The organism is Dictyobacter sp. Z7_2 (assembly GCF_057551105.1).
Window position 1 is genome coordinate 4,339,128 of the sequence record NZ_BAAJPE010000002.1, and the last position, 23,029, is coordinate 4,362,156.

At 49.7% G+C, this 23,029-nt stretch carries 18 protein-coding genes; 13 read left to right on the top strand and 5 right to left on the bottom strand.

The features are described 5' to 3' along the window. Positions 1-829 precede the first annotated feature (829 nt). The 6 genes from AC27N8_RS31560 (at position 830) to AC27N8_RS31585 (ending at position 8,730) form a co-directional block, all read left to right on the top strand. Entirely contained in the window at positions 830-1,705 is an 876-nt protein-coding gene (locus AC27N8_RS31560; RefSeq protein WP_487072999.1) for a GNAT family N-acetyltransferase, read from the top strand. 849 nt (positions 1,706-2,554) lie between these two features. Beyond that, complete coding sequence (locus tag AC27N8_RS31565) at positions 2,555-3,883, top strand: branched-chain amino acid ABC transporter substrate-binding protein (protein WP_487073001.1); 1,329 nt, start codon at positions 2,555-2,557, stop codon at positions 3,881-3,883. 125 nt (positions 3,884-4,008) lie between these two features. After that, positions 4,009-4,950 carry a branched-chain amino acid ABC transporter permease gene (locus AC27N8_RS31570; protein WP_487073003.1) on the top strand — a complete coding sequence of 314 codons (942 nt, stop codon included), beginning with the start codon at positions 4,009-4,011 and terminating at the stop codon, positions 4,948-4,950. A gap of 55 nt (positions 4,951-5,005) precedes the next feature. Continuing rightward, positions 5,006-7,063, top strand: coding sequence for a branched-chain amino acid ABC transporter permease (locus AC27N8_RS31575; protein ID WP_487073005.1), 2,058 nt, complete (start codon positions 5,006-5,008; stop codon positions 7,061-7,063). 20 nt (positions 7,064-7,083) lie between these two features. Next, positions 7,084-7,968, top strand: coding sequence for an ABC transporter ATP-binding protein (locus tag AC27N8_RS31580; RefSeq protein WP_487073007.1), 885 nt, complete (start codon positions 7,084-7,086; stop codon positions 7,966-7,968). A 57-nt stretch (positions 7,969-8,025) separates the two neighbouring features. Further along, positions 8,026-8,730, top strand: coding sequence for an ABC transporter ATP-binding protein (locus AC27N8_RS31585; protein ID WP_487073009.1), 705 nt, complete (start codon positions 8,026-8,028; stop codon positions 8,728-8,730). A 58-nt stretch (positions 8,731-8,788) separates the two neighbouring features. On the opposite strand, the gene AC27N8_RS31590 is transcribed toward AC27N8_RS31585, so the two are convergent. Together AC27N8_RS31590 and AC27N8_RS31595 are read right to left on the bottom strand one after the other, a co-directional pair. Next, complete coding sequence (locus AC27N8_RS31590) at positions 8,789-9,010, bottom strand: hypothetical protein (RefSeq protein WP_487073011.1); 222 nt, start codon at positions 9,008-9,010, stop codon at positions 8,789-8,791. Positions 9,011-9,068: 58 nt separating this feature from the next. Beyond that, on the bottom strand, positions 9,069-10,397 hold the full coding sequence (locus AC27N8_RS31595; RefSeq protein ID WP_487073013.1) for a TolB family protein: 1,329 nt from the start codon (positions 10,395-10,397) through the stop codon (positions 9,069-9,071). 124 nt (positions 10,398-10,521) lie between these two features. Here AC27N8_RS31595 and AC27N8_RS31600 point away from each other — a divergent pair, with 124 nt between their 5' ends. Continuing rightward, entirely contained in the window at positions 10,522-12,192 is a 1,671-nt protein-coding gene (locus AC27N8_RS31600; protein ID WP_487073015.1) for an ATP-binding protein, read from the top strand. 6 nt (positions 12,193-12,198) lie between these two features. Next, a complete protein-coding gene (locus tag AC27N8_RS31605) occupies positions 12,199-12,918 on the top strand; it encodes a response regulator transcription factor (RefSeq protein ID WP_487073017.1) in 720 nt (239 codons plus the stop codon). A 282-nt stretch (positions 12,919-13,200) separates the two neighbouring features. On the opposite strand, the gene AC27N8_RS31610 is transcribed toward AC27N8_RS31605, so the two are convergent. Continuing rightward, complete coding sequence (locus tag AC27N8_RS31610; RefSeq protein WP_487073019.1) at positions 13,201-15,183, bottom strand: APC family permease; 1,983 nt, start codon at positions 15,181-15,183, stop codon at positions 13,201-13,203. A 449-nt stretch (positions 15,184-15,632) separates the two neighbouring features. Next, positions 15,633-15,770 (bottom strand): hypothetical protein, encoded by a 138-nt coding sequence (locus AC27N8_RS31615; protein ID WP_487073021.1) that lies wholly within the window; start codon positions 15,768-15,770, stop codon positions 15,633-15,635. A gap of 55 nt (positions 15,771-15,825) precedes the next feature. Between AC27N8_RS31615 and AC27N8_RS31620 the strand changes: the two genes are divergently transcribed. Beyond that, positions 15,826-16,170: a hypothetical protein gene (locus tag AC27N8_RS31620; RefSeq protein ID WP_487073023.1), complete on the top strand. Its 345-nt coding sequence runs from the start codon at positions 15,826-15,828 to the stop codon at positions 16,168-16,170. Between the two features lie 105 nt (positions 16,171-16,275). Next, entirely contained in the window at positions 16,276-17,727 is a 1,452-nt protein-coding gene (gene gad, locus AC27N8_RS31625) for a glutamate decarboxylase (RefSeq protein ID WP_487073025.1), read from the top strand. Positions 17,728-17,833: 106 nt separating this feature from the next. Here the strand turns inward: gad and AC27N8_RS31630 are convergent, their stop codons facing one another. Continuing rightward, positions 17,834-19,057, bottom strand: a complete 1,224-nt coding sequence (locus AC27N8_RS31630; protein ID WP_487073027.1) for a cytochrome P450 family protein — start codon at positions 19,055-19,057, stop codon at positions 17,834-17,836. 164 nt (positions 19,058-19,221) lie between these two features. Here AC27N8_RS31630 and AC27N8_RS31635 point away from each other — a divergent pair, with 164 nt between their 5' ends. The 3 genes from AC27N8_RS31635 to AC27N8_RS31645 all read left to right on the top strand — a co-directional run bounded on the left by AC27N8_RS31635 (position 19,222) and on the right by AC27N8_RS31645 (position 22,990). Then, a complete protein-coding gene (locus tag AC27N8_RS31635) occupies positions 19,222-19,833 on the top strand; it encodes a TetR/AcrR family transcriptional regulator (protein ID WP_487073029.1) in 612 nt (203 codons plus the stop codon). A 126-nt stretch (positions 19,834-19,959) separates the two neighbouring features. Continuing rightward, positions 19,960-21,945 carry a murein biosynthesis integral membrane protein MurJ gene (murJ, locus tag AC27N8_RS31640; RefSeq protein ID WP_487073031.1) on the top strand — a complete coding sequence of 662 codons (1,986 nt, stop codon included), beginning with the start codon at positions 19,960-19,962 and terminating at the stop codon, positions 21,943-21,945. 295 nt (positions 21,946-22,240) lie between these two features. Next, positions 22,241-22,990 (top strand): ABC transporter ATP-binding protein, encoded by a 750-nt coding sequence (locus AC27N8_RS31645; protein WP_487073033.1) that lies wholly within the window; start codon positions 22,241-22,243, stop codon positions 22,988-22,990. Positions 22,991-23,029 lie beyond the last annotated feature (39 nt).

The following is a 23,029-nucleotide window of genomic DNA, read 5'->3' on the forward strand; positions in this document are numbered from 1 at the left end:
AAATGTAATCTAAACACCAATAGCTATATACAGTCCACTAATTAAGTAAAAAAGTATAGATGAAGAAGAGAGGGCTCCTTTGGCGAATAGAAATCCTATTCACTCTAGAAAAAATCTTTCTCCATTACAAAATTGGTAGAAGTTTCCTGACTTCTAGAAGCAGCACAATGTACCACCTGTAAATACGGTTCGACAGACATCTGTACAAGGAAGACTGTCACAACCCGTTATATCTGTTTGTTGGAAAACGGGGTTCTTTGTTGAAGAATCAGGAGCCTGCGAGTTGAGCGTAACTCGAATGTCCAATTCAAAGGTTGGATCGATCTCTTGAGTATTTTCCAATGCAGTAATAGGTGACATGATTCACGTCCTTTCAGTAGTGAAGCTTGTGTAGTAAACAGTCAACGAAAGCATTTCCAACCAAATACTTTGAAGAGTGCAGAGGCAGAGAGTCATAATTCATTCCTCTTCACAGTTGGGTGAGAGCTATGTGGTATCACATCCACAGCATGCGCTGGTAGCTCCAATAGGCGTCACTCTTCCTTAGATTTCATGAAAGGCATTCCAGAATATTCCAGCTCCCTTTCAGTTACTAACTGCTTGCTTCCGTTAACTAAGAACCTTGTTAAGGTTGTATGGATGATATGAAAATCTCCTTTTCCCGAAATCTCACGTATGTGTGGACTTAAAAGAAAGGATACAGGACACGTGTTTATTTTCTGTTTAGCTAAAGTTTGAATAAGTTCTAAACTTGTTCTAAACAGCATTTTTCTATTCTTTCAGTAAAAAATAAAATTTTGAGGATTTTAGTAAAGAAATGAGGAAAAAAATGGGTCAAAATCATTTTAGTGATGACCAATTTGTTATGGACAATTGCTATTTTTATAATGCCACAGAATATTCGTTTGCTCAACTTACCGAGCTGCGCAACGCCAGTTTTAGCGGCGATTTATTTTCGCTGACGATGACTCCTAAGATGACTGCCGATTTTTGGCGTATCAATCAGATTGATGCGAACCTGTGTGTTGTTATGCACGATCAAGCGGGCACGTTTGTGGGTATGGCGTCTATGGGTATGCGGGGGAAGCGGGGCTGGTGTGGCGGCTTTGGCATTGTACCGGAGTTTCGTGATCGGGGCGCTGGTAAATTGTTGGCTACTAAGATGGTCCAGGTGGCGTACGCTAGTGGCCTGGCAACATTGCAATTGGAGGTGCTGGCACAAAACGTTGCTGCGATAAAAACCTATGAGAGTGTCGGTTTCGTGACAACGCGCCAGCTCTTCAGTTTAGAGATCGCTACGCAAGATTTGTCACAAGATGTTATTTTCCATGCTCAAGCCTTCGCCCCTGATGTGCTTCTGCCCTGGCTTCAAAACGCAGATCGGCCCACTTGGGGGCGTGAGTTGGGTACGTTCCTCGGTATTCATAATGAGGCGGTTATCGTAGCTGGCCCCGATGGTCGGATGAATGGATTGCTGGTCCAGCGCTTGCACTTGGGCGAAATAATCCGTATTCATGGTGCTGTGCTCCAGAGCTCATTGACGGATGTACAACTGGCAGCCTTATTGTGGCAAGCTGCAGGCAATGCTAAACAGATCCAACTCTTTAATGAGCCAGAGGGAAGCTCATTCCTGGCTCGTTGTCGTCAGCTTGGTTTTAAAGAGTTCGTCAGTCAGTACGAGATGTTTCGTTCTTTTCTCGCTTGAGAATATATCTGCCTCTTAATTTTCTACGAATAAGCCTGATTGGGTAAAACAAGAGGACCCTTATGTCCACATTACACATTATCTTGCTCTCGTTGACGCGACCATCTCTCAGCATTTAGATGTAAATGAAGTGCAACTTGTTCAAAACGCTGTTAGCAATTATAACAAATTGCCTCTGACATTTTGTCAAAAAGGATCAACCTCTGGTAGTTTTAGGCTTCTATTTTCCCAACAAAACTCTTAACTAGTTTGGCTTGGTGTTTTATTTCAATGGTCCTTGCAAAGTATACTATCATTCAATTGTCTGAGCGAAGCCACTACGGAGGAACAGGAGTTGGTAGTAATATTAGCTTTCCTTATGATATTCCTCTCCCTGAAATAAAATTCCTTCCCTTCTTTCAAAAATGCTTGCAGGTGAATGCTTGGGGAGCCTTCTCTCAATAGTTCTTGTAGAATAGCCTGCCGTGAAAAAAATAAGTATTGACATCATCTGTGATAGTACATATAATTTCCTCACTCTGGTTGCTACTGAAGTATGAGAAGGATGCAAATATAAGTTAAGATAGCTTGTGTTTATTTCGTATATGTTTTGTCACGAAATTTCCTTTATTACGGTATTTTACCAGGAAGCTATTTGGATTTGGAGCTTGTAGGTGTAGATCTTGGTGAGAAGAATCTATTTGGTGACGTATTATTTTTGTAAGCCATCGACGTCTTTATAAAATAAGCAGAGCAACTTGTGACCTGTGACTCCTTTTCGTTGTTTTTTTATGTGCTAATTTGTTTTTTGTTTTGAGAGTGTCTTATCCTTCCTGATAGGCGCTTTTTGAAAGGCAGGCTGACTAGATTATGAGACGACTTTCGCCTCGTATTTTCGCCTCGATTGTAGGCTTGACGCTGGTAATGACCATCCTGGCTGCTTGTGGAGCTGGTGCTGCGACCACAACCACAACCTCATCTGGTCCAATTACCATCAAAATTGGTTCTGAGTTTCCAACGACTGCTTCTGACGCATCCAGTGGTAAGCCGGCGGAAGATGGAATCGCATTGGCGATTCAGCAGGCAAACGCTAAAAACTTTTTGCCTGGCTATAAATTTGTGCTGGTTGCCAAAGATGATGTCGGTAATGGTGGCACCCACAATGCTACAGTTGGACAGCAAAATGTTACTGACCTGGCTGGTGATGCACAGGTAGCTGGTATTGTTGGACCTCTGAACAGTAGTGTGGCTCTGGCAGAGATTCCAACCACAAACCGTGCTCCAATTGCATTGATTAGCCCTGCTAATACCAATGACTGTCTGACAAAAAATACCCCTACTGATGAATGTGGTGGTAGCAAAGATCTTATCCCTTCACTACGTCCTTCTGGCAAAGTGACCTATTTCCGTACAGCCACAATTGACCAGTATCAGGGTGCTGCCCTGGCTCTCTATGGTTATAAAACCAAAGGGTACAAGACAGCCTATGTGATCGATGATACTGAGACTTATGGTGTTGGCCTGGCGAACAATTTTACTTCGTATTGGAAGAAACTCGGTGGCACCATTGTTGGATCTTCTAGCGTCAAAGTTACGAACTCATATGAGAACATTTTGACTCAGGTTGCGGCTAAGAAGCCAGATGTGATTATGTTTGGTGGCAATGACTCTACTGGTGGTACCACAATTCGTCAGCAGATGAAGAGCATCGCGGGTCTGGGTAATACACCTTTTCTGGCTGGTGATGGTTCCCAGACAGGAACTCTTGCCAAGGCTATCAAACCATTGGGTGGTGGCGCTGTCTATACCTCGATTCCTGGTATTGATCCCAGTAAGTCAAAGGGCTATACTGATTTTTATAATGATTACGTGAAAGCGTTTGGAGCCAGCAACTTTGGTTCATACAGCGCTGGTGGCTATGACGATGCAAATATCCTCTTGCAGGCGATTAAGACTGTCATCACCGCAAAGACAGCTACACCTCCTGCTAATGCAAATGGGGATGCCAGTGCTTTCCGCCAGGCTGTCATCGACGCTGTTCAGAAGACGACCTATGTTGGCCTGACTGGTACCCATAGCTTTGACGCTAATGGTGATACGACCAACCACTATGTTTCTCTATACACAATTGCTGATGATGTCAACACTGGTACTGGATGGAAGTTCCTGGATCAGATTGATACAAGCACTTTAGGCTAAGCCTTTCTTGCTTATGGTGGACCTGGGGAGGTTGTAAATAGCTTCCTTCGAGAGCTGATGCTTCCCCGGGTTTTTTTATTGACTTGTTGAATATCCTTTGCTACGAAGAGGAGTAACCACCTTCTATGGCTACTTTCTTAAATTTACTGATTGTCGGTCTGGCCACTGGTGCCATTTATGCCTTGATTGCTCTCGGGTATACAATGGTTTATGGCATTATCGAGTTGATCAATTTTGCCCATGGCGATATCTTCATGCTCGGTACGTTTGTGACGATTGCGATTATGAGCGCTCTAGGTGTTCAGGCGAACAATCCTCCCTCGGTGATGACCTGGGATCTGGTTGGTCAGTTGGCTCTTGCTTGTGTTGGCTCGTTTCTCTTCTGTGCTGTTTTGGGTGTCGTTATCGAGCGTGTGGCCTACCGACCACTGCGTAATGCTCCCAAATTGGCTCCTTTGATCTCGGCCATTGGCGTCTCTCTGATCTTGCAAGATCTTGGCAAGCTCTGGTTTGGCAATACAAATGTCTCATTTGTCTCCTTACCTATTGGCGCTTTGAGCTTCGGACCGATTGATATTGATGTGATTAATATCTTTGTGCTTGTTGTTGCCCTCGCTTTGATGGCTGCTTTACATCTCATGGTCACGCGTACCAGAATCGGGCGTGCTATGCGTGCGGTGGCTCAGGACCGTGATGCGGCTGCTCTGATGGGTGTCAATGTTAATCTGATTATCGCTTTTACTTTTTTTGTTGGAGCTGGTCTGGCCGGTGCTGGTGGCTTCATTTACAGTCTTAAGTTCCCCAATACCTATTTCTATCTTGGATTTCAGCAAGGTTTGATCGCTTTCACTGCTGCTGTTTTGGGGGGAATTGGCAATCTTGTGGGTGCCATGCTCGGAGGATTGTTGATTGGTATCATCTCTTCCCTGGTGACGCTCATTCCTGCCTCTATCTTGCCTCATGGTGGAAACGCCTGGAACCAGGCTATTATCTTTGTGATCTTGATCCTGATTCTCGTTTTTCGTCCTTCTGGCCTTTTGGGACAGCAAGTACCTGAGAAAGTATAACAGAGAATTGGAACGAGATAAAAATAAATCAAGCATCAGAGTGAGGTGATAAAACGTGGCTGTATCAGTAAGTTCCCGTGGATTGCTTCCAAATGCACAGACGGGCAGGCTATTGCTTAAATGGCTGCCGGTCATCCTTGTTCCTGTCGCGGTCTTCACCTTCGTATGGAGCGGTGAGACGATTGTGAACCAGGCGCTACTGGGAGTTCTTGATCCTCAGAATCCATTATTCGACCACAACGTCTGGTTTGATTTTCTCAATTTTCTCTTTGTGATCCTCTTATATGGCACAACGATTGTACTACAAGGCTATCTGGTTGCAGCGGATAGCGGTCGTCACAGCACTCTGGAAGTCTGGCTGGATGCCTTATTCGTGATGGTCTTGCCGATTGTCTTCCTTTATATCACGAACAATCTGCTAATAGGATTGGCTTTAGGTGTGATTGTCTGGGGGATCTACAATCTTGTCCGTGCGCGTGTGCGAGCGGCTATGCATTACGCGCCTCCGCCCCCTCTGGATGCTGTGCAGGTGATGGATGCTGAGCAGCAAGCTAGTCTGCTGCGTCTGGCTCGCCTGGGTGGTTTCTGGTTTGCTACCATCTTCGCTGTTATCTTTCTGGTTTTGGATCTTGTTTACTTTGCCATTGGTTCTTTGCCCGCGCTGCTTTTACCCTGGGTGATTATCCGCACAGTCCTCTTGATTGGTGTGGGCTATTTCCTGGGTGGATTGGGTGGCAGGATGGCTTTACGCTATGTGATTAAGCCAGAAGACGAGATTACAGTGGCCGAGGTTGGTGCCGCTGATCGTCACGAGGAGCCATCTGCCGATGGAGGTGCCCGCCGTATTAGTCGCCAGCAGCAGTTGCAAAGCTTGTCGGCCAGTCGAGCGAGCGAAGAGGCGAAGGATGTGGTTCCTAATGATAAACCCTTACAGAGTAAAGGGGCCACACGTGTCTATATGTTTCTCTTCCTGGCTTTCCTTATTGTGTATCCGATTGTAGACCCTTTGCTCTTTGGCGCAGGTTCCAAAGGACGTGTTTCGAGTTATGGAGACCTGGGCTTCTATGTGATCCTCGCTTTAGGTCTAAATATCGTGGTTGGCTTTGCTGGTCTGCTTGACCTGGGTTATGTGGCCTTCTTTGTGATTGGAACGTATGCCTGGTCGTTGGTCGGCTCACCACAATTTTATAAGCTCACCAATATTCTGCTTACCCAGCAGGTTGTCTCCTGGTTCTTCTGGCCGATGCTCATCATTGCGGCGATTATCACCGCCCTATGGGGGGTCTTGCTGGGGGCTCCGACGTTGCGACTGCGTGGTGACTATCTGGCGATTGTGACGCTGGGCTTTGGCGAAATTATCCCCATCGTCTTTACCCAGGTGGATAGTGTTACAAACGGCGCAAATGGTATTGCCGGTGTCTATCCGCCCGCGACCCCTTGTATTGGCTCCTTTTGCTTGAATTGGTTTTCCGATCCAACACCCTATTTCTACCTCATTTTGATTTTGATTGGCCTGTGTATCTTTGCTAATGTGCGCCTGCGCGATTCTAAGTTGGGACGTGCCTGGATTGCTATTCGTGAAGATGAGATTGCTGCTTCATCATCTGGTATTAATCTGGTAAACACCAAGCTGTTTGCCTTTGCCGCTGGTGCTTTCTTTGCAGGTATTGCGGGAGCTTATCACGCTGCAAAATTAGGGGCTGTTGCACCGGCAGATTTTAATACGAATGACTCGTATATCTATCTGTCGATGGTTGTGCTTGGTGGCTTAGGAAGTATCCCTGGTGTTCTGGTGGGAGCTGTGGTGGTCTATTCCATTAACCTTCTGATCCTTAACCAGCTCGATACCTTCGCGACTGATCCGAATAACGTTTTGCACATTATTCCTCAGCTCGTGCCAAACTTTAGCTTTGAAAACATCCGCAATCTCCTCTTCGGCATTATTCTGGTCTCCATCATGATCTTCCGGCCACAAGGCTTGATTCCAAGTGCTCGCCGTCAACGTGAGTTGCGTCGACCGAAGAATGAGCCCGAAGAGTCGCAAGAGGGACTGGGCTCATTGGATGAACCTCCAGGCTCAGCCGAATTTGGGGCTGAAGTCCATGTGGAATAGTGGCATAAAGGAGATACATTATGAGTTCTAATCAGGTAGAACAGGACGAGCAACCCGCCTCTGGTTCGTCGACGGAACATGCATTGCTAGAACTTCAGTCGGTGACCAAGACCTTTGGAGGTCTGACGGCTGTCTCAGACGTGAATCTGATCGTCCGACCGCGTGAGATTGTCAGCGTGATTGGCCCCAATGGCGCTGGTAAGACTACTGTGTTCAATCTGGTGACAGGCATCTATAAACCGACGAGCGGTGCCATTTTGTTGGATGGCCATTCGATTGTGAATCTTTCGCCCGATCGAATTGTTAAGCAAGGTATTACCCGCACTTTCCAGAATATTCGTCTCTTCAATAACATGACTGTACTGGAAAATGTCCTGGTGGGACAGCATACTCGTCTGAAAGCTGGCGTGATGGGATCACTTTTCCGCCCTCGTTATGTGGTGGAAGAGGAGCGCATTGCTCGTGAACGTGCGATCGAATTGCTTGGTTTCTTTGGTACGGCACTGGTTGAGCGTCAGGACGAGTACGTCATCAATCTCTCTTACGCGGATCGTCGCCGTATTGAGATTGCACGCGCCCTGGCCGCAGATCCCAAGCTGCTCTTGCTCGACGAGCCGACCGCTGGTATGAACGAGGCTGAGACGCTTGAAGCCGTCAAGTATATCCGGCAGTTACGCGACGAGTTGGGCCTGACAATTCTCTTGATCGAGCACAAGTTGCAGGTGACCATGGGCATGTCCGATCATATCGCGGTGCTGGACTACGGGGTCAAGATCGCCGATGGCTTACCCGACGAGGTTCGCTACGATGAGCGCGTGGTTGCGGCCTATCTCGGACGTCAGACCGAGAGCGAGATCGCTGCTGCTGAAGCGGAAACGGCCAGAAAAAATCAACTACAACAGTAAGCGTTCAAGCGCATCATATGCCCATATGCATACGAGAGGTTATGAGGTAGGTCTATAATGTTACGACTCGTTGATGTCAATACGTATTATGGTCCCAGCCATGTCTTGCAGAACATCTCACTGGAAGTCAACAAGGGAGAGATTGTCTGCCTCCTGGGAGCCAATGCCGCTGGCAAGACGACGACCATGAAGACAATTTTTGGTTTGACGAAGTCCAGTAGTGGTCAGGTCTTCTTTGAAGACAGTCCGATTGAGCGCAAACTCACGGGCGACATCGTGAAGTCCGGCCTGGCCCTCGTGCCAGAGGCGAGACGCGTCTTCCCGCGCATGACCGTGCGTGAGAATCTGGAGATGGGAGCCTTTGTGCGCAGCAATCGTAAAGAGATCGCTGAAGACATGGATCACGTCTGTCAGATCTTCCCGCGCCTCCAGGAGCGTCTGAAGCAGACTGCTGGAACGATGTCCGGTGGAGAGCAGCAGATGCTCGCCATGGGACGAGCTATCATGTCGCGTCCCAAGATGATCTGCATGGACGAGCCATCGATGGGACTCTCGCCCAAACTCGTCGAAACCGTCTTCGACACCATCCTGCGCATCCGCGACGAAGGCATGACCATCTTCCTGGTGGAGCAGAACGCCTCCATGGCCCTCAGCCATGCCGATCGAGGCTACGTGCTCCAGACTGGAAAAATCGTCTTGAGCGACACAGCCAAGAACCTGCTCACCAACGACCTGGTTCGCCAGGCCTATCTGGGGGGATAACCTGGTTTGTTGGAAAGAGAGCGTTGGACCACTATTTAGGTCCAACGCTCTCTTTTGTTTAATCGGCATCCAATTTTTGATTGAGCTTCTCGATCCTTTGGATCACCTCGGCGAGTGTACTCACGCCAAGCTCTTCCATCTCCTCCTGGAGGGACTCCAGATGCTCTAAGAGCTCAAGATCATCATATTCGTTATCGGCGTCCGAGGATGCCACATCGGCGGCCTCTTTTGACTCTGCTGGAATCTCGATAAAGCGTGCGTGTGATTTCTTTTTATTCACGCAAAAAATCTCCTCTCAACAAACCAAATTCTGCTCTCATTGTATCTCATTTTACCTCTTAATACAGAAACGATGTATTTGGATCTTGATAGGTCCATCCAGGTTGGCTGATGTTGCCCGTAGCCAGCGAGAGTGGAGTGCCCTGTACCTGTCCTTGATCGTTGATGGTAGCGGTATAGAGTCCGTTACTGGACAACTTTTTGCCTTGCCATCTGAGGCGTTGCTGGCTGAGAAAGACGAAGTGACGGCTATCGGCTGACCAGAGGCTATTAGGTACGGGTTGTAGTAATGCGCCGGTGGACGGAAAATTTATCTGCTGTGACGCTGACTGTATATTATCGGTCAGCAGGAGCGTCTGCTTGTGAGTCGCCACTGAGATAAGCGAGAGCGTATGAGAGCCATCCAGCAGGAGGAATTGGCTGTCCGGTGACCAGTAAGGGACTGCTTCGGGAGAGACCGCAAAGCTGAAAGCGGTTTGAGTGGCGAGGTCGAGTATCGTATCGGTCTTTCCTGTGCTATAGAGGAGCTTGTTGCCATTGGGAGACCAGGCGAACTGTGTACAGACACAGGTAGCGAGTCTGGTTAGCTTGCCGGCCGGGCTTTGCATGACGAGGTGTATCGGTAGTGGGGTACTGCTCGTGACGCTCAGCGGATAGACATCCTGTGCATAGACGAAGCTCTGGTCCTGATGTGCCGGTCGCCAGAGCAAACGCTCTAGCGAGGCCGACAGGGGATGGTTCAACAGTGGACTGCTTCTATTGACATTGTTGGTGCCCTCCATGCTGGTCGTGAAGATGCCTGTTGTGCCGTTGGCGACGATCAGATAGCTTTGCGGGTCGTAAGAGATCGATGGGATTGAGAAGGTGCCTGGGAAGCGCTTGGCTGCGATGCCGCCCGGTTGATCATTCTGAGCGATCCACCACTGCGCGTTGGCTGGATTGGCTGCGAAGTTTTTTGGAGTTTGTCGATAGATTACACGAGTGCCGTTGCTGTTCCATTGAGGATTGTTATAGTTGACCTGTGGGCTGGAGAAGGCGATCTCAATCGGCGTACCACCATCGACGCCAATCGTATTGAGCGTGCTGGGGAGATCGCCGATGACTCCGCTGGGAGATTGCGAGACGAGATGTTTGGCCTGTTCAGTCTTCGCGAAATCTTCATCGAGCGTGCGGAACGCGAGCAGACGATGATCTGGTGACCATGCATCGCTGACGACAGCTGTCTGTGGTGCCACCGTTTTAAACGCGTTTGCTCCATCAGGATCGATGGTCCACAACTGTCCATCGCGGAGAAAAGCAATCACCGTTGTCCCCGAATGACCGGGTGAGCAAGCTACGAGTCCCAGACAGAGAAATAAAGCCACAAGTCCAATACGTAGTTGTTTCATAGCTTGAGTATAGCGTTGTAGCAATACTCAGGTCAAGAGTCTCGTGTTGTGATATCCTTGAATATAGACATGGATGTTTGATACTATCTTGTATAGGATTCTCTGAGAGAAATTAATTGCGACCATGAAAAAAATAGAATCTCTCCTTTTTTTGGGCCTGAGGGATGATCGGCGTGGGAAGCGTTATCTGCTTGATACGCTGATTGCACTTGTCTTACCAGCTATTGTGACAGCTTTTATTTACGCTGCCAGGCTTTACCCTGCGATTCCCAATATTTCATTTCTCTATTTGCTTGTAGTATTGGGACTGGCCAGCGTCCGTGGACTCTACGCGGCGGTGATTGCCTCGTTGATCTCCTTTTTTACGTTTGACTTTTTTCTGGTGGCACCGGTTTTTACGCTGACCATTGGGACTGGTGAGGAGTGGCTGGCACTGTTTATTTTTCTGGTGACGGCGATTATTACGGGCGAGCTGGCATCAGCGCTCAGGCAGCGTGCCGAGCAGGCGCTGCAACAGGAGAAAGAGACACGAGCTCTCTACGAGCTGGTGAATGCCACGACCAATGAAGATGATCTCTCCTCTCAACTGCGTACGATAGCGCGAGCTATCGTCGACAACTTCTCGATGCTGGGTGTCAGCGATTGCTCGATTCTGTTGCCTGATCTGCACGGCACGGGTAAGCTAGAGATCCAGGCCGCTGCGCTGCAAGAGCCCGCTCAGGTTCGGCTCTCTGCCGACGAGATGCATACGGCGGAGTCGGTGATGCGCGAGGGTAGAATCATGAGCTTTTTCGTCAGTTCTGAGCAGAAATTGACGGATCGTGTTCGTCGATCTGTTAACGATAAATCTTCGACGCGCTTTGTGCCATTGCGGCAGCATCAGAAGGTGTTAGGAGTTGTGCGGTTGGTCATGGTGGATAGCTCGCAGCGTTTTCCGCTTGAGCGTCGGTCAGTCGATGCATCTGTGAATATCAATGATCAGGCGACGTTCTTCTGGACCTTTCTCGATCAGGCGACGGCGATGATTGAACGCGCTCGCTTACATCGTGAGGCGGTTCAGATAGAACTCCTGCGCCGTACAGATGCCTTGCGTGCTGCACTCCTCTCATCGGTCTCTCATGATCTGCGTACGCCACTCTCATCGATCAAAGCGGCGGCCAGTAGTCTGCTGCAAGACGACGTCGTATGGGATGAGGAGTCCAAAAAGAGCTTTGCGCAGGCCATCGAGCGTGAAGCTGATCGCTTAAATCGTCTGGTCGGGAACATTCTGGATATGTCGCGTATCGAAGGTGGAGCGCTCAAGGCCGAAAAAGAATGGTATCCTTTGGATGAACTGCTCCACGATGTGATGGGACGGATGCACGACGCTTTGCTGGGACGCGCTCTGCACGTGGATATTCCAGCTGATCTGCCGCCCGTACAACTGGATTATCTCCAGATCGATCAGGTGGTGACCAATCTTTTGGAGAATGCGCTACGTTATACGCCATCCGATTCGCCGCTTGAGATAAGTGCTCAGGCTGTTGATGATCATATCATGGTCAGCATTGCCGACCGTGGTCCAGGCATTCCTCCATACGATCTGGAGCGTATTTTTGATAAGTTCTATCGTGTCACGGGAGCAAATCGTAAGTCTACCAGCGCGATGGGGACCGGTCTGGGATTGGCTGTCTGCCGAGGGTTGATTGAGGCCCATGGCGGACGCATCTGGGCTGAGAACAGGCCCGATGGTGGCGCTGTTTTTCGTTTTACTTTGCCGCTGGGCAAGATAGATGATCAGGTAAAGGTAAGGTAAAAGGTTATGAGTAAAAGTGGGGCGCGTATCCTGGTGGTGGATGATGAAATTGAGATTATGCGGGCGTTACAGCGTAGCTTGACGGCTCATGGATATGAGATCTTCACGGCATCGAGTGGTGAAGAGGCTCTGGATGCGATTCTGGCTCATCGTCCCGATCTGGTGCTGCTGGACCTGGGTCTGCCCGGCATGAGCGGCCTGGAAGTCTGTAAACGTATTCGTGAGCAATCTAATCTGCCCATCATCGTCTTATCCGTCAAAGATACCGAGCGCGATAAGGTGATGGCTCTGGACTTTGGCGCGGACGATTATGTCTCGAAGCCCTTTGGCATGGATGAGGTGCTGGCACGCGTACGCGTTGCCTTGCGTCATACGGCGCAGATCCAGGCGGGGACGGAGCCAGTCTTTGTGGCTGGACCCTTGCATGTCGACTTTGCGTTGCGCAGCGTTCAGGTGGACGGCAAAGATGCGAAATTGACGCCGACCGAGTATGATCTGCTCAAGGCATTGATCAAGAATAGTGGCAAGATTATGACGCGTCAGATGCTCCTGACGCAGGTCTGGGGGACTGGCTATGGGACGGAGGCGCATTACTTACACGTCTACGTAGGCCAACTGCGTCGTAAGATCGAACCAGATCCTACCCATCCCCGCTTCATTCTGACCGTGTCCGGAGTAGGATACCGCTTCAATGCCGACGAGTCGAGCGAAGCGAAGACCCCATAATGCCTGACGCTTGATCGTAACAAGAAGAATGACCTTTTGCACCAGGCATCCAAGCCAGCCGACGTAGCGCCGTGGTCTTGTGCCCGGCGGCCTCGTGACGTATGATCCGTTCGTTTTTGCCATCCAATGTTGCAAAACGATACGGACGATCGGCGATGGGGGACGTTTTCGTACGTGAACTGGCCGCCGGGCACAAGTCCACGGCGCTACGTCGGTAAACATTTTCATCTCAAGCGAAAGGAGTATTTCTCTTTCGCTTGAGTGTAATGTATGTAAGCGTATTTACCAGCGTTTGATCAGATGGGCGACCTTTCCTTCGGGGGTCAGTTCGTAGCGTACGCGATCTGGATTGATGTCCTTGAGCTGCTGATCATCTTTGGCGGCCACCAGGGTGTCGCGTGGATGGATCGATTGCCAGATCTGCTCTGCCATATTTGCCCCTTCTTGTAGATAGATGTAGCTACGGTTGGGGGATTTCGCTTTCAATGCTAATCCCTCGGCCTTACTAAAGGTATCCTTGGCCTCCGCATCGTCGAGATACGGATCAATGATTTCCATCATCTGTGGCGTCACCGGATTTGTCGGCTTGCCTGCCAGATACAGGAAGAGGATGGGATGCTGGGGCTCAGCACTTTGAATGGCTGCACGCATGACGGCGCTGTTCTGCTGCGTATGGCCGGGTGTCAGGATCGCGAGCGTTGCCCCTGGCGTGGTGTCCTTGAGACGCGTCATGACAACTGGCACCGGTACTTTACCCTCTCTCTGATGGCGCATATAGTTGAAGATCGCGATGCTCATACCAATCACCGTCACGCCGCCGCCGAAGGCGGTTGCCAGTGGCTTGGTGACGAGGTTGGTCCCCCACGCGACCGCTACCAGGATGGTCGTAATGATACCAAGCCCGAAATTGATCTTGAACCAGAGTCCATTGATTTTGTTTGTGGCAGCCGCCTCAGCTTGTTGATGGGCTGTGAGTACGGGTTGCGCATTCGATTTGAGCAGATCATGGACTTCAACGGCCGCTTGTTTTTCAGCTTGTGCGTGTGCTTTGCGGCTCACGGCACGCTTCAAATCGCGATAGCGTACGATGTCCATACCCAGACAGGTGAGCGTGAACGCACCTAACAAACCAAAGGCATACATATCACCCAGGATATCGATTCTGCCCCAGACTGCGACCAGGATGGCGATGGGTATTCCTGTGGCGAGCATAATGGATATATGGGGTGTTCCGCGTAGTTTGTTGCGTTTCAGGATAAACGGTGGGAGGAATTCCATGCGCGAGAGCGCGATAAAGACGTGGTACGCACCAATGATGGCGGTGTTACTGGCAAAAATGAGTAACGCGCTGGCACTGATTGATACTTCTGTCTGGAGGATTGGCCCGCCCCATTTACCGGCCAGAAGCGAGATGATCTCACTTGATGTCGCTGGATCTGCTGCGTATTGCGGTAAGAGGAGCGTCGAGAAAATGGTCAGGAGTGGACTGGTGATACCGACAGTGATCACAACAAGTGTCAGAGCGATGCCAGCCACCCGCCTATGCGGTGTCCTCATCACGGGCGATAACTGCGAGATGCTTTCCAGGCCTGAGAAGGCGAGAAATGCTCCTGCAAAACCAGTTAAGAAGGTCACTGGTGTAATGGCATGACCCGCGAACATCTCTGAAATCAGCCCAAAGAAGGCCGGTATCGAGAGATGTGAAAAGACGGTGATGAGAATTGCGATATCGCTGCCAAAAGCGATGATTGCACCGACCAGACTGACTTTGGCGCTTTCACTAATCCCGATCCAGTTGAGTATTCCGAGCAGTACCAATACGATAATCGTGATGATGACTGAAATGCCGATGGGACTGATCTCTGGAATGACGACACTGAGATAGATGATCCCCGATAGACTACTGATCGCGGCAGTGAGAAAATAGTCCACAAGAATAAACATGCCACCAATGGCACCGAACCATGGATTGATGGCTTGCGCTGCTACCGTGACGACTCCTCCACCTTGAGGAAAGCGATGCGTGACTTCTGCATATTTGAGCGCAAGTAAAATAAAGGCAGACAATGTCAGGAAAACAAAAAAGCCTGCTAATCCCTGTACAGTCTGATAGAGAATACCAGGTACATAGTAGACCGATGTTCCAATGTCTGCGAAAACCACTGCCCAGCAGAGGAGAGGTCCGAGGAGATGACCATCTGAATGCTCATCTACGTGATCGGATGTGCTTATTTGTGTGTTCTGTGCCACAGATTCCTGTGCCATACGATTTGATCATCCTTTGATGAAGGAAATTAAGCCTGTTCCTACAACGTGCGGACTACTCTTCCCACAATAAATAGCCTACACAATATACGTAATTGGAACAATGTATGCGTACATAGTGTAGCACAGCAGATACTACAAGTAAAATATTTTAGAGGGGAATTTTGACAGGATTTTAAGGGTTGCTATGGAATTTTTGACAGAATCCTTAGCAAGCAGCCTTTTTTATTGAGCTGTACCTGAGTCGCTTTTCATGTTTGTTCACATCTTTCATGTCACACCGATAGTAATTTTGAGAGTATTACTATATAAATATGCCTCTCATTTGGTATGATACAAGTAATACTCTCTCGAATGTGCTGCTGTCAGGTGGTCAAGAGAGAATTGTTATCTACCATTACCTATGGCTTAAAACTGGAGATACACGACCTTTTAGTGTATAATCTTTTCTAAGAGACAATTTTTTCTGAACGGCGATGGAGTTCGCCGTGCCAACGTCTATTGGCAAACGTGCGTCGACTGCTCAAGACTCCCCGATCCTGTCCAATGGAGACAGTATCAGGAGTATTTTTTTGTTCATCTGACATCTTCTCTCTTATTGTATGTACACTTGTGTGGATTGAGGACCAAAGAGGACTATCTATGAATTGTTATGTATGCTCTGCTGAAGATCTGGAGAGATCTTGTGTGGCAGTTGCCATCTGCCAGCAATGTGGAGCAGGTATGTGCCATAATCACCTCGTTACGCTCAAAGGAGCGGCATCCGTTGGCATGGCAGGAAACGTATCCCGACGACTCATCTGCTCTGCCTGTCATGATTTCCTTATCGTACGCCATCATAAATCGGCCTTTAACCGCCCCGGACAAGCACATCCCCGTCAAACATGGTGGAACCGCTGGCGCAAGAGCAAGCCAGTCGAACTTCCCGATCCACAAGATGCTGTGCTGGCTGCCGAACTCTTCCTGCAAACGAAACGCCAAAAGTAGCATCGCAAATTTCAGAGCCTCAGCGACTTTTAACGTCTATCCAGCGTCTATCTACGTGTAAGCAATTGAACATATCATGCTTAGTATGCTGTAGGAGTCGCAAGAATGCTTCATAAGAAAGTACACCCCAAAGATGTGGGCGCTTCAGAGGAGATGGTTACGCCGGTCTTTTGTCGCGTCTCACCTGATCATGCTGTGCCACGCTATGCCCTGCCTGAGGAGGAGATGCTTCCTCAGACGGCCTATCAACTTGTGCACGACGAGCTGATCCTGGATGGTAATTCCCGTCAGAATCTGGCAACGTTCGTGACGACCTGGATGGAACCTGAAGCTCGTCAGCTCATGGCTGATACCTTTGATAAGAATATGATCGATAAGGATGAGTATCCGCAGACGGCCGAACTGGAGAGGCGCTGTGTCAATATGCTGGCGCACCTGTGGCACTCTCCCGACGAGAATGATGCTCTGGGCTGCTCCACGATTGGATCAAGTGAGGCCTGTATGCTGGCCGGGATGGCGTTAAAATGGAAGTGGCGTGAACGTCGGCGTGCCGCTGGCAAGTCCAGCGAGCGTCCCAACATGGTGATGGGGATCAACGTTCAGGTCTGCTGGGAAAAGTTCTGCCGCTACTGGGATGTCGAGCCGCGCTTCGTGCCCATGGAGGGCGAGCGTTATCATCTGACCGCCGATGAGGCGATTAAGCTGTGCGATGAAAATACGATTGGGGTTGTCGCCATTCTGGGAAGTACGATGGATGGCAGCTATGAGCCCGTACAGGAGATCAGCGCAGCCCTTGATCGTCTGCAAGCAGAGACCGGCCTGGATATTCCCCTGCATGTTGATGCCGCGAGTGGAGGGCTGGTTGCACCATTTATCCAGCCAGAACTGCTGTGGGATTTCCAGATCGCACGCGTGAAGTCGATCAACGTTTCAGGTCACAAATATGGCTTAGTCTATCCTGGCGTTGGCTGGGTTGTCTGGCGCGATCAGGGAGACCTGCCCGAAGACTTGATCTTCTCCGTAAACTATCTGGGCGGACAGATGCCTACCTTTGCCTTGAACTTCTCGCGTCCAGGCAGTCAGATCGTCGCCCAATATTATAATTTTCTCCGCCTGGGCAAAGAAGGCTATCGACGTATCCAGCAGTGCAGTCAGGATATCGCACTCTATCTGTCCGGAGAGATCGCCAAATTAGGTCCGTTTAAGCTCCTCTCCAATGGCAGCGATCTGCCCGTTTTTGCCTTCACTCTGAAGGAACCAACCAATTTCACCGTCTTTGACTTCTCCGAGCGCCTCCGCGATCGCGGCTGGGTCGTACCGGCCTATACCTATCCCAAAAACCGCGAAGATCTGGCCGTGATCCGTATCGTCGTCAAGGAGGGCTTCAGTCGTGACATGGCCGATCTCTTGCTCAAAGACATGCAACGACATCTCAAATATTATGCCTCTCAGTCAGAATATCCGCACAACGGAGGCAGTCCCAGCTTTAGTCACGGTGCGAGCCAGGAGGAGAAGAGCCACGCGGCGTCTGTCCATCGGAAGCTTGCTGATGCATAATATCTTCGTGGTGGCCTTGCTTAAACATGAGGTAAAAGTACAGTAAGGAAGAAAACGTGCATCCGTCATCGTAACTCCAGAGACGGATGCACGCTGTTTATGGCGGTCAGAACGCGACAGGAAGATTGGACAATCCTAAGATCAGCAGGCCGGGACGCCAGTGCAGATCTTGTGGGTCGACGTTCAATTTTATGTCAGGTAAGCGCTTGAGCAGGGTATTGATGGCAATCTGCCCTTCCAGCCGCGCCAGAGGAGCTCCCAGGCAGAAGTGGATGCCTTTTCCGAAGGCGAGATGCCGGTTCTCTGGTCGTGTGATGTCCAGTTCTTCCGGATCGTTGAATTCGGCCGGATCGTGATTGGAGGCGGCCAGTACGACAAGGACTTGTTCGCCGCGCTTGATCTCCTGTCCTGCAAAGGTGAGATCTTCGCGTGCCCAGCGGTTCGTCGATGTCATGACTGGACTGCGGTAGCGCAAAAATTCTTCGACGGCCGTTTTGATTAAGCCTGGATCCTGTTTCAACTTCTCCAGTTGATCCGGATGCGTGAGGAGTGCCAGCACTCCGTTGCCGATCAAGTTAACAGTTGTCTCGTGACCTGCTACGATCAGCAAGAAGACCATTGAGACCAGTTCGCCCTCTGTCAGCTTATCGCCCGCAGTCTCGGTTGCGATGAGTTGGCTGAGCAAGTCTTCGGCTGGATTTTGACGCTTTTCTGCGATCAATTCACGGATGTACGCGTAGAATTGCGACATCCCTTCGCGAACCTCTGGTCTCCTGAAGGAGGCAGGATTTCCAGTCGCATCCACGATCATGTTTGACCAGGTACGGAAGCGGTCGCGGTCGGCCGATGAAACGCCAAGCATCTCACTGATGACCAGGATTGGGAGTGGAAAGGCAAAGGTGTCAATCAGATCGACCTCTTTTTGATCCTGGATCGCATCCAGCAGCTCATCGGTGATCGCCTGAATACGTCCACGCATATGTTCGATCAGGCGCGGAGTAAATGAGATATTTACCAGAGAACGCAGCCGGGTGTGATCTGGCGGATCGGTGTTGAGCATCTGCTCTCCGAACATTGGCTGTCCCTGCGGCTGAGGAGAAAAGTATGCTTCAATCTCTTCAGCGGTGAGGGCCGCACGGATATTTTTGACAAAACGTTGATCTCGTAGCGCTTTGTCGGCCGCGTCGTAGCCAGTGATGAGCCACGCTTCTCGCCCGCCCGGCATGGGCATTTTCTGCACAGGATTATGGGTACGCATGTCGGTGAAGACGGCGTAGGGATTTTCTTTGAATGCTGATGATGTGAGATTCAGGTCTGGTGACTGGGTCATAAAGACTCCTTTGCTTCATGGATGGAAAATGGGGACTTTATTTCTACATCTGTCGACTATCTTTACATCTGTCCTTCTAAATACTATAGTATAAGCAACAGGGCAGGTCAAGGAACAAGATTGGTGCTTTTGTAGACTATCCTACAAAGAGAAGGGATGTGTAGATGAACTCCTCAAGTATTCACGAAGATTTACGCGTGCGACGTACGCACAAGCTTTTATGGGATGCTCTGATGTCTTTAATGGATGAGCGGGAATTTGAGAAAATCAGTGTGACTGACATTTGCGAACGTGCCATGGTACATCGTACCACGTTCTATAAACACTATCAAGATAAGTATGAGCTCTTCCTTAAGGGTATGCGCGGTATGCATAATGAATTTATAAGCAAAATAAAATTTGAAGAGACAGGCCGAGATGCTGAAGAAGAGATGTTGGTAAAGTATGAGTATATCTTGGAGCATGTTGCTGAATATCAGCGCTTTTACAAATCTGTTCTTTGCCGTGATCATGTTGGTTCTTTTCACTCTCTCTTGCATGGTTATTTGATTGAACAATACGAGCGAAAAATGCAAAAGATCCAGAAGATGGGCACTACTTTTGTTGTCCCTCCGGTCATCATCGCGCAGTTTTGGGCAGGGACAATGATCAGTACGATTGCCTGGTGGCTGGAAAATGATCAGCCGTTTCCTCCTGCGCAGATGGCGCAATATATGCGCCAGCTTTTGATCAATGGCTATCAGAGGGTAGAAACGAAGGTATTTTCTGAAAATTAGTACAAGTGATGCTGCGGTACGTTATAATCTGTAGGATCTGCTTAAATTATGGGACCCTGCTTTATGTAATAAAAAGGCAAGCTTCTAGCTCTGCTTTGCTCTGTATGAAATGAGAACAAAAATTGTATGGATCAGACACCTCCGCAGCCTGATGAGTGGTCGCAAGGCACTCCGTTCGATGATGGCAATCCACGTTACCAGGGCTTAGAGTTCCTTCCATCTTCACAATCTTTTCGCGTTGATGACGTGCGTGCGGAGCTCGCGCAGCAAGAGCTATTGCAGGTTGCCAATGTGACGAAGCCTCTGAGTGAAGATGAGTTATTGTCAGACATGGAGCCCGATCTGTCCCAGGAACTTACGGCTAAGGTCAAGGCCGTGATTGCTCGCCAGGGGACGAGTGTGAGTCGGGCGGCGTTGTTGCTGACAAGCGCATCCTTTATCTCGCGCTTTCTGGGATTGTTGCGTAGCTCGCTTTTTTCGCACATTGGAACCAACCAATTCACGGATGCCTACACTCAGGCCTTTAACCTGCCTGATCTTGTCTATAACGTTGTGGCGGGAGGAGCTTTAATCTCGGCCTTTATCCCGGTCTTTAATCTCTACATGATCGGCAAAAAGGATGAGAAAACGGCCTGGCATGTGGCGAGTAGTGCGCTGAATATCTCGACCGCCTTTTTGATGTTTCTTGCCTTGCTTGGTATGATCTTTACGCCACAAATTATCCATGTTTACTACTTTACCACCCCTGTGGCCGAGCAGGGGACGATTGTCTCCCTGATGCGGATTATGTTTCTACAATCGGTGATTATGGGGGCCGGAGTGATTATCGGCTCCATCCTTAACGTACGTGGAGACTTTGTCCTGCCAGCTGTTGGTAGTATCTTATATCCGATCGGGATGATTATTGGCTTAATCCCTAGCTTCTTCCTTACGCAATCCGCCACACAGAGCACGAACGCCATAGATTATACCACCGTCTACTATGCCTCCTGGGGAGTTGTGCTGGGAGCCGTCTTGATGGTTGCTGTCCAGATCCCTGGCCTCTGGAAAGTTGGCATGCGCTATCAATTTGTCTTCGATTGGAGGCATCCAGGCTTCCGGCAGATGGTGCGGCAGATGATCCCACGCATGGCCAATGCTTTGATGATTACCATGTCACAATACGTAGACATTCTCCTGATCGGTGTCCTGATTGCCTATGTCAAACTGCCCGGATTACAGATTCAGTATCGGAATGCTTTTACAATTGTCAGTATTCCGCTGGGTGTAATTACGCCATTGGCGACGGCCTCCTTTCCGCGCATGGCCGAATATGCCGCCGAGAGCCGTCTGAACGATCTACGCACATTGATTATAGAATCGCTGCAAAGTGTTATCTTCATTGCCTTACCTTCCTGCTTAGGCATGGTTATTCTCAGCCTTCCCCTGGTCCAGTTGCTCTATGAGCACGGCCAATTTACCTTGAGCGATGCCCAATCGACGGCTATCCCCTTGATCTGTTATGCGTTTGGTCTGCCTGGTCTGGCTCTCGTGGAGATTCTGACGCGTCCCTTTTACGCCATGCGGCAGAGCCGTCTACCGGTCTTTATCAGCTTGATGCAGCTCGGACTCAAAATCGCATTAAGCATCGTCTTGCTCAATCCAGCCGTCTGGCTGGCACAGACAATGCTGGGAAAAGTCTTCCCTACAGTCTTAAATCCCCTGCTCTTATCGGTCGCGTGGGGAATGGGAGCGCTGGCGCTTGGAACCGCTATCTCAAGTTTATTGGAGGCCATGGCGCTGCTCTGGGTGCTGCACAACCAATTGGGAGGACTCCAGCCGCGTGCCCTGATTGTCTTCATTGGACGCGTGCTGCTGGCTATGGTTGTCCTGACGATTGTCCTGGGAGGGAGCTACTATGCTCTTGGACTGGTCCTCAAGACACCTGATACCGTCGCTGGGGATTCAATGTCCCGGGCTAGCTCGATCATCGTTGCTGTCAAACTGATCATCGCCGGCGCGCTGGGAGGCTTTGCCTACTTACGGACTGCTCGCTTTCTGCATCTGCTGGGAGGCAATGAACTTCGTCCCGTTAATCGCCTCCTGACCCGCCTGCATCTCGCCTGGATCTAACCCAAACGTAGCGTCATGCCCTCGGGCATGATGTCCCACTTGACGTATGATCAGGTGGACTAGTGTGGCTCGCCAAGATCGTGCTGTCTCGTACGAGCTACTGGGACATCATGCCCGAGGGCATGACGCTACGTTTGGATACCCGTCTAAAGTCTTGCTGACAACCCTTCTCTGGATGCGTTACAAATTCCCTTGTTGGGCTTATGCTTAAGCCAGTGAGACATGGAATCACCTGTCACGATAAAAATCATCCTATAGCCATATGAAATAGCTGCATGAAGGGAAAAATAGTACTATGACGATACAACCCTCTTTAGAACTTGACAATACCTCTCCGACTGAACAGAAAATTGTCATGGATGTCAGAAACATCACGAAAAGTCTTCCACTCGGTCATGAGCGTATTGAGATCCTCAAAGGCATCAGCTTCACTATTCCCAGCGGAGAATTTGTCTCCATTGTTGGACCTTCGGGCTCTGGTAAAAGCACGCTTTTGGGCATTATCGCTGGATTGGACAATCCTACCACAGGCTCGGTGCTGATCGATGGCATCGATATTACGCGTATGTCCGAGGGCAAGCTGGCAACGATTCGCAACAGTAAGATTGGTATGGTCTTTCAGGCCTTTAATCTGATTCCGACCCTGACCGCACAGGAAAACGTTGAGATTCCTCTCTATGTTGGGAAGCATAAGGGCTCACCTGCGACACGTGCGAAGGAACTGCTTGCGTTAGTAGGTCTCTCGCATCGGCTTAATCATCGTCCCAATCAGCTCTCCGGCGGTGAGCAGCAGCGCGTTGCGATTGCGCGTTCGCTGGCAACTGATCCCGCCTTTGTAATCGCTGACGAGCCAACGGGGAATCTGGATGCAAAAAATGGTGAGAACGTGCTCAAACTCATCTCCGACTTACGTGCTCAGACCGGTAAAACCTTTATCATCGCCACCCATGATCCAGTTGTGGCCTCGCACGCCGATCGTGCCATTCGTATTGTGGATGGAACCATCGCCGCAATAGATCATGCACTTGGCGTTATCACACAATAATCTATTGCAGCAGAAGTAATGTTAAAGGACTTTAATTAC

Coding starts and splice junctions, on each gene's coding strand:
- AC27N8_RS31585 (WP_487073009.1), top strand. CDS start 8,026: ATGTTACGACTCGTTGATGTCAATACGTATTATGGTCCCAGCCATGTC.
- AC27N8_RS31560 (WP_487072999.1), top strand. CDS start 830: ATGGGTCAAAATCATTTTAGTGATGACCAATTTGTTATGGACAATTGC.
- AC27N8_RS31610 (WP_487073019.1), bottom strand. CDS start 15,183: ATGGCACAGGAATCTGTGGCACAGAACACACAAATAAGCACATCCGAT.
- AC27N8_RS31565 (WP_487073001.1), top strand. CDS start 2,555: ATGAGACGACTTTCGCCTCGTATTTTCGCCTCGATTGTAGGCTTGACG.
- AC27N8_RS31630 (WP_487073027.1), bottom strand. CDS start 19,057: ATGACCCAGTCACCAGACCTGAATCTCACATCATCAGCATTCAAAGAA.
- AC27N8_RS31635 (WP_487073029.1), top strand. CDS start 19,222: ATGAACTCCTCAAGTATTCACGAAGATTTACGCGTGCGACGTACGCAC.
- AC27N8_RS31605 (WP_487073017.1), top strand. CDS start 12,199: ATGAGTAAAAGTGGGGCGCGTATCCTGGTGGTGGATGATGAAATTGAG.
- gad (WP_487073025.1), top strand. CDS start 16,276: ATGCTTCATAAGAAAGTACACCCCAAAGATGTGGGCGCTTCAGAGGAG.
- AC27N8_RS31620 (WP_487073023.1), top strand. CDS start 15,826: ATGAATTGTTATGTATGCTCTGCTGAAGATCTGGAGAGATCTTGTGTG.
- AC27N8_RS31595 (WP_487073013.1), bottom strand. CDS start 10,397: ATGAAACAACTACGTATTGGACTTGTGGCTTTATTTCTCTGTCTGGGA.
- AC27N8_RS31600 (WP_487073015.1), top strand. CDS start 10,522: ATGAAAAAAATAGAATCTCTCCTTTTTTTGGGCCTGAGGGATGATCGG.
- AC27N8_RS31615 (WP_487073021.1), bottom strand. CDS start 15,770: ATGTCAGATGAACAAAAAAATACTCCTGATACTGTCTCCATTGGACAG.
- AC27N8_RS31570 (WP_487073003.1), top strand. CDS start 4,009: ATGGCTACTTTCTTAAATTTACTGATTGTCGGTCTGGCCACTGGTGCC.
- AC27N8_RS31580 (WP_487073007.1), top strand. CDS start 7,084: ATGAGTTCTAATCAGGTAGAACAGGACGAGCAACCCGCCTCTGGTTCG.
- AC27N8_RS31645 (WP_487073033.1), top strand. CDS start 22,241: ATGACGATACAACCCTCTTTAGAACTTGACAATACCTCTCCGACTGAA.
- murJ (WP_487073031.1), top strand. CDS start 19,960: ATGGATCAGACACCTCCGCAGCCTGATGAGTGGTCGCAAGGCACTCCG.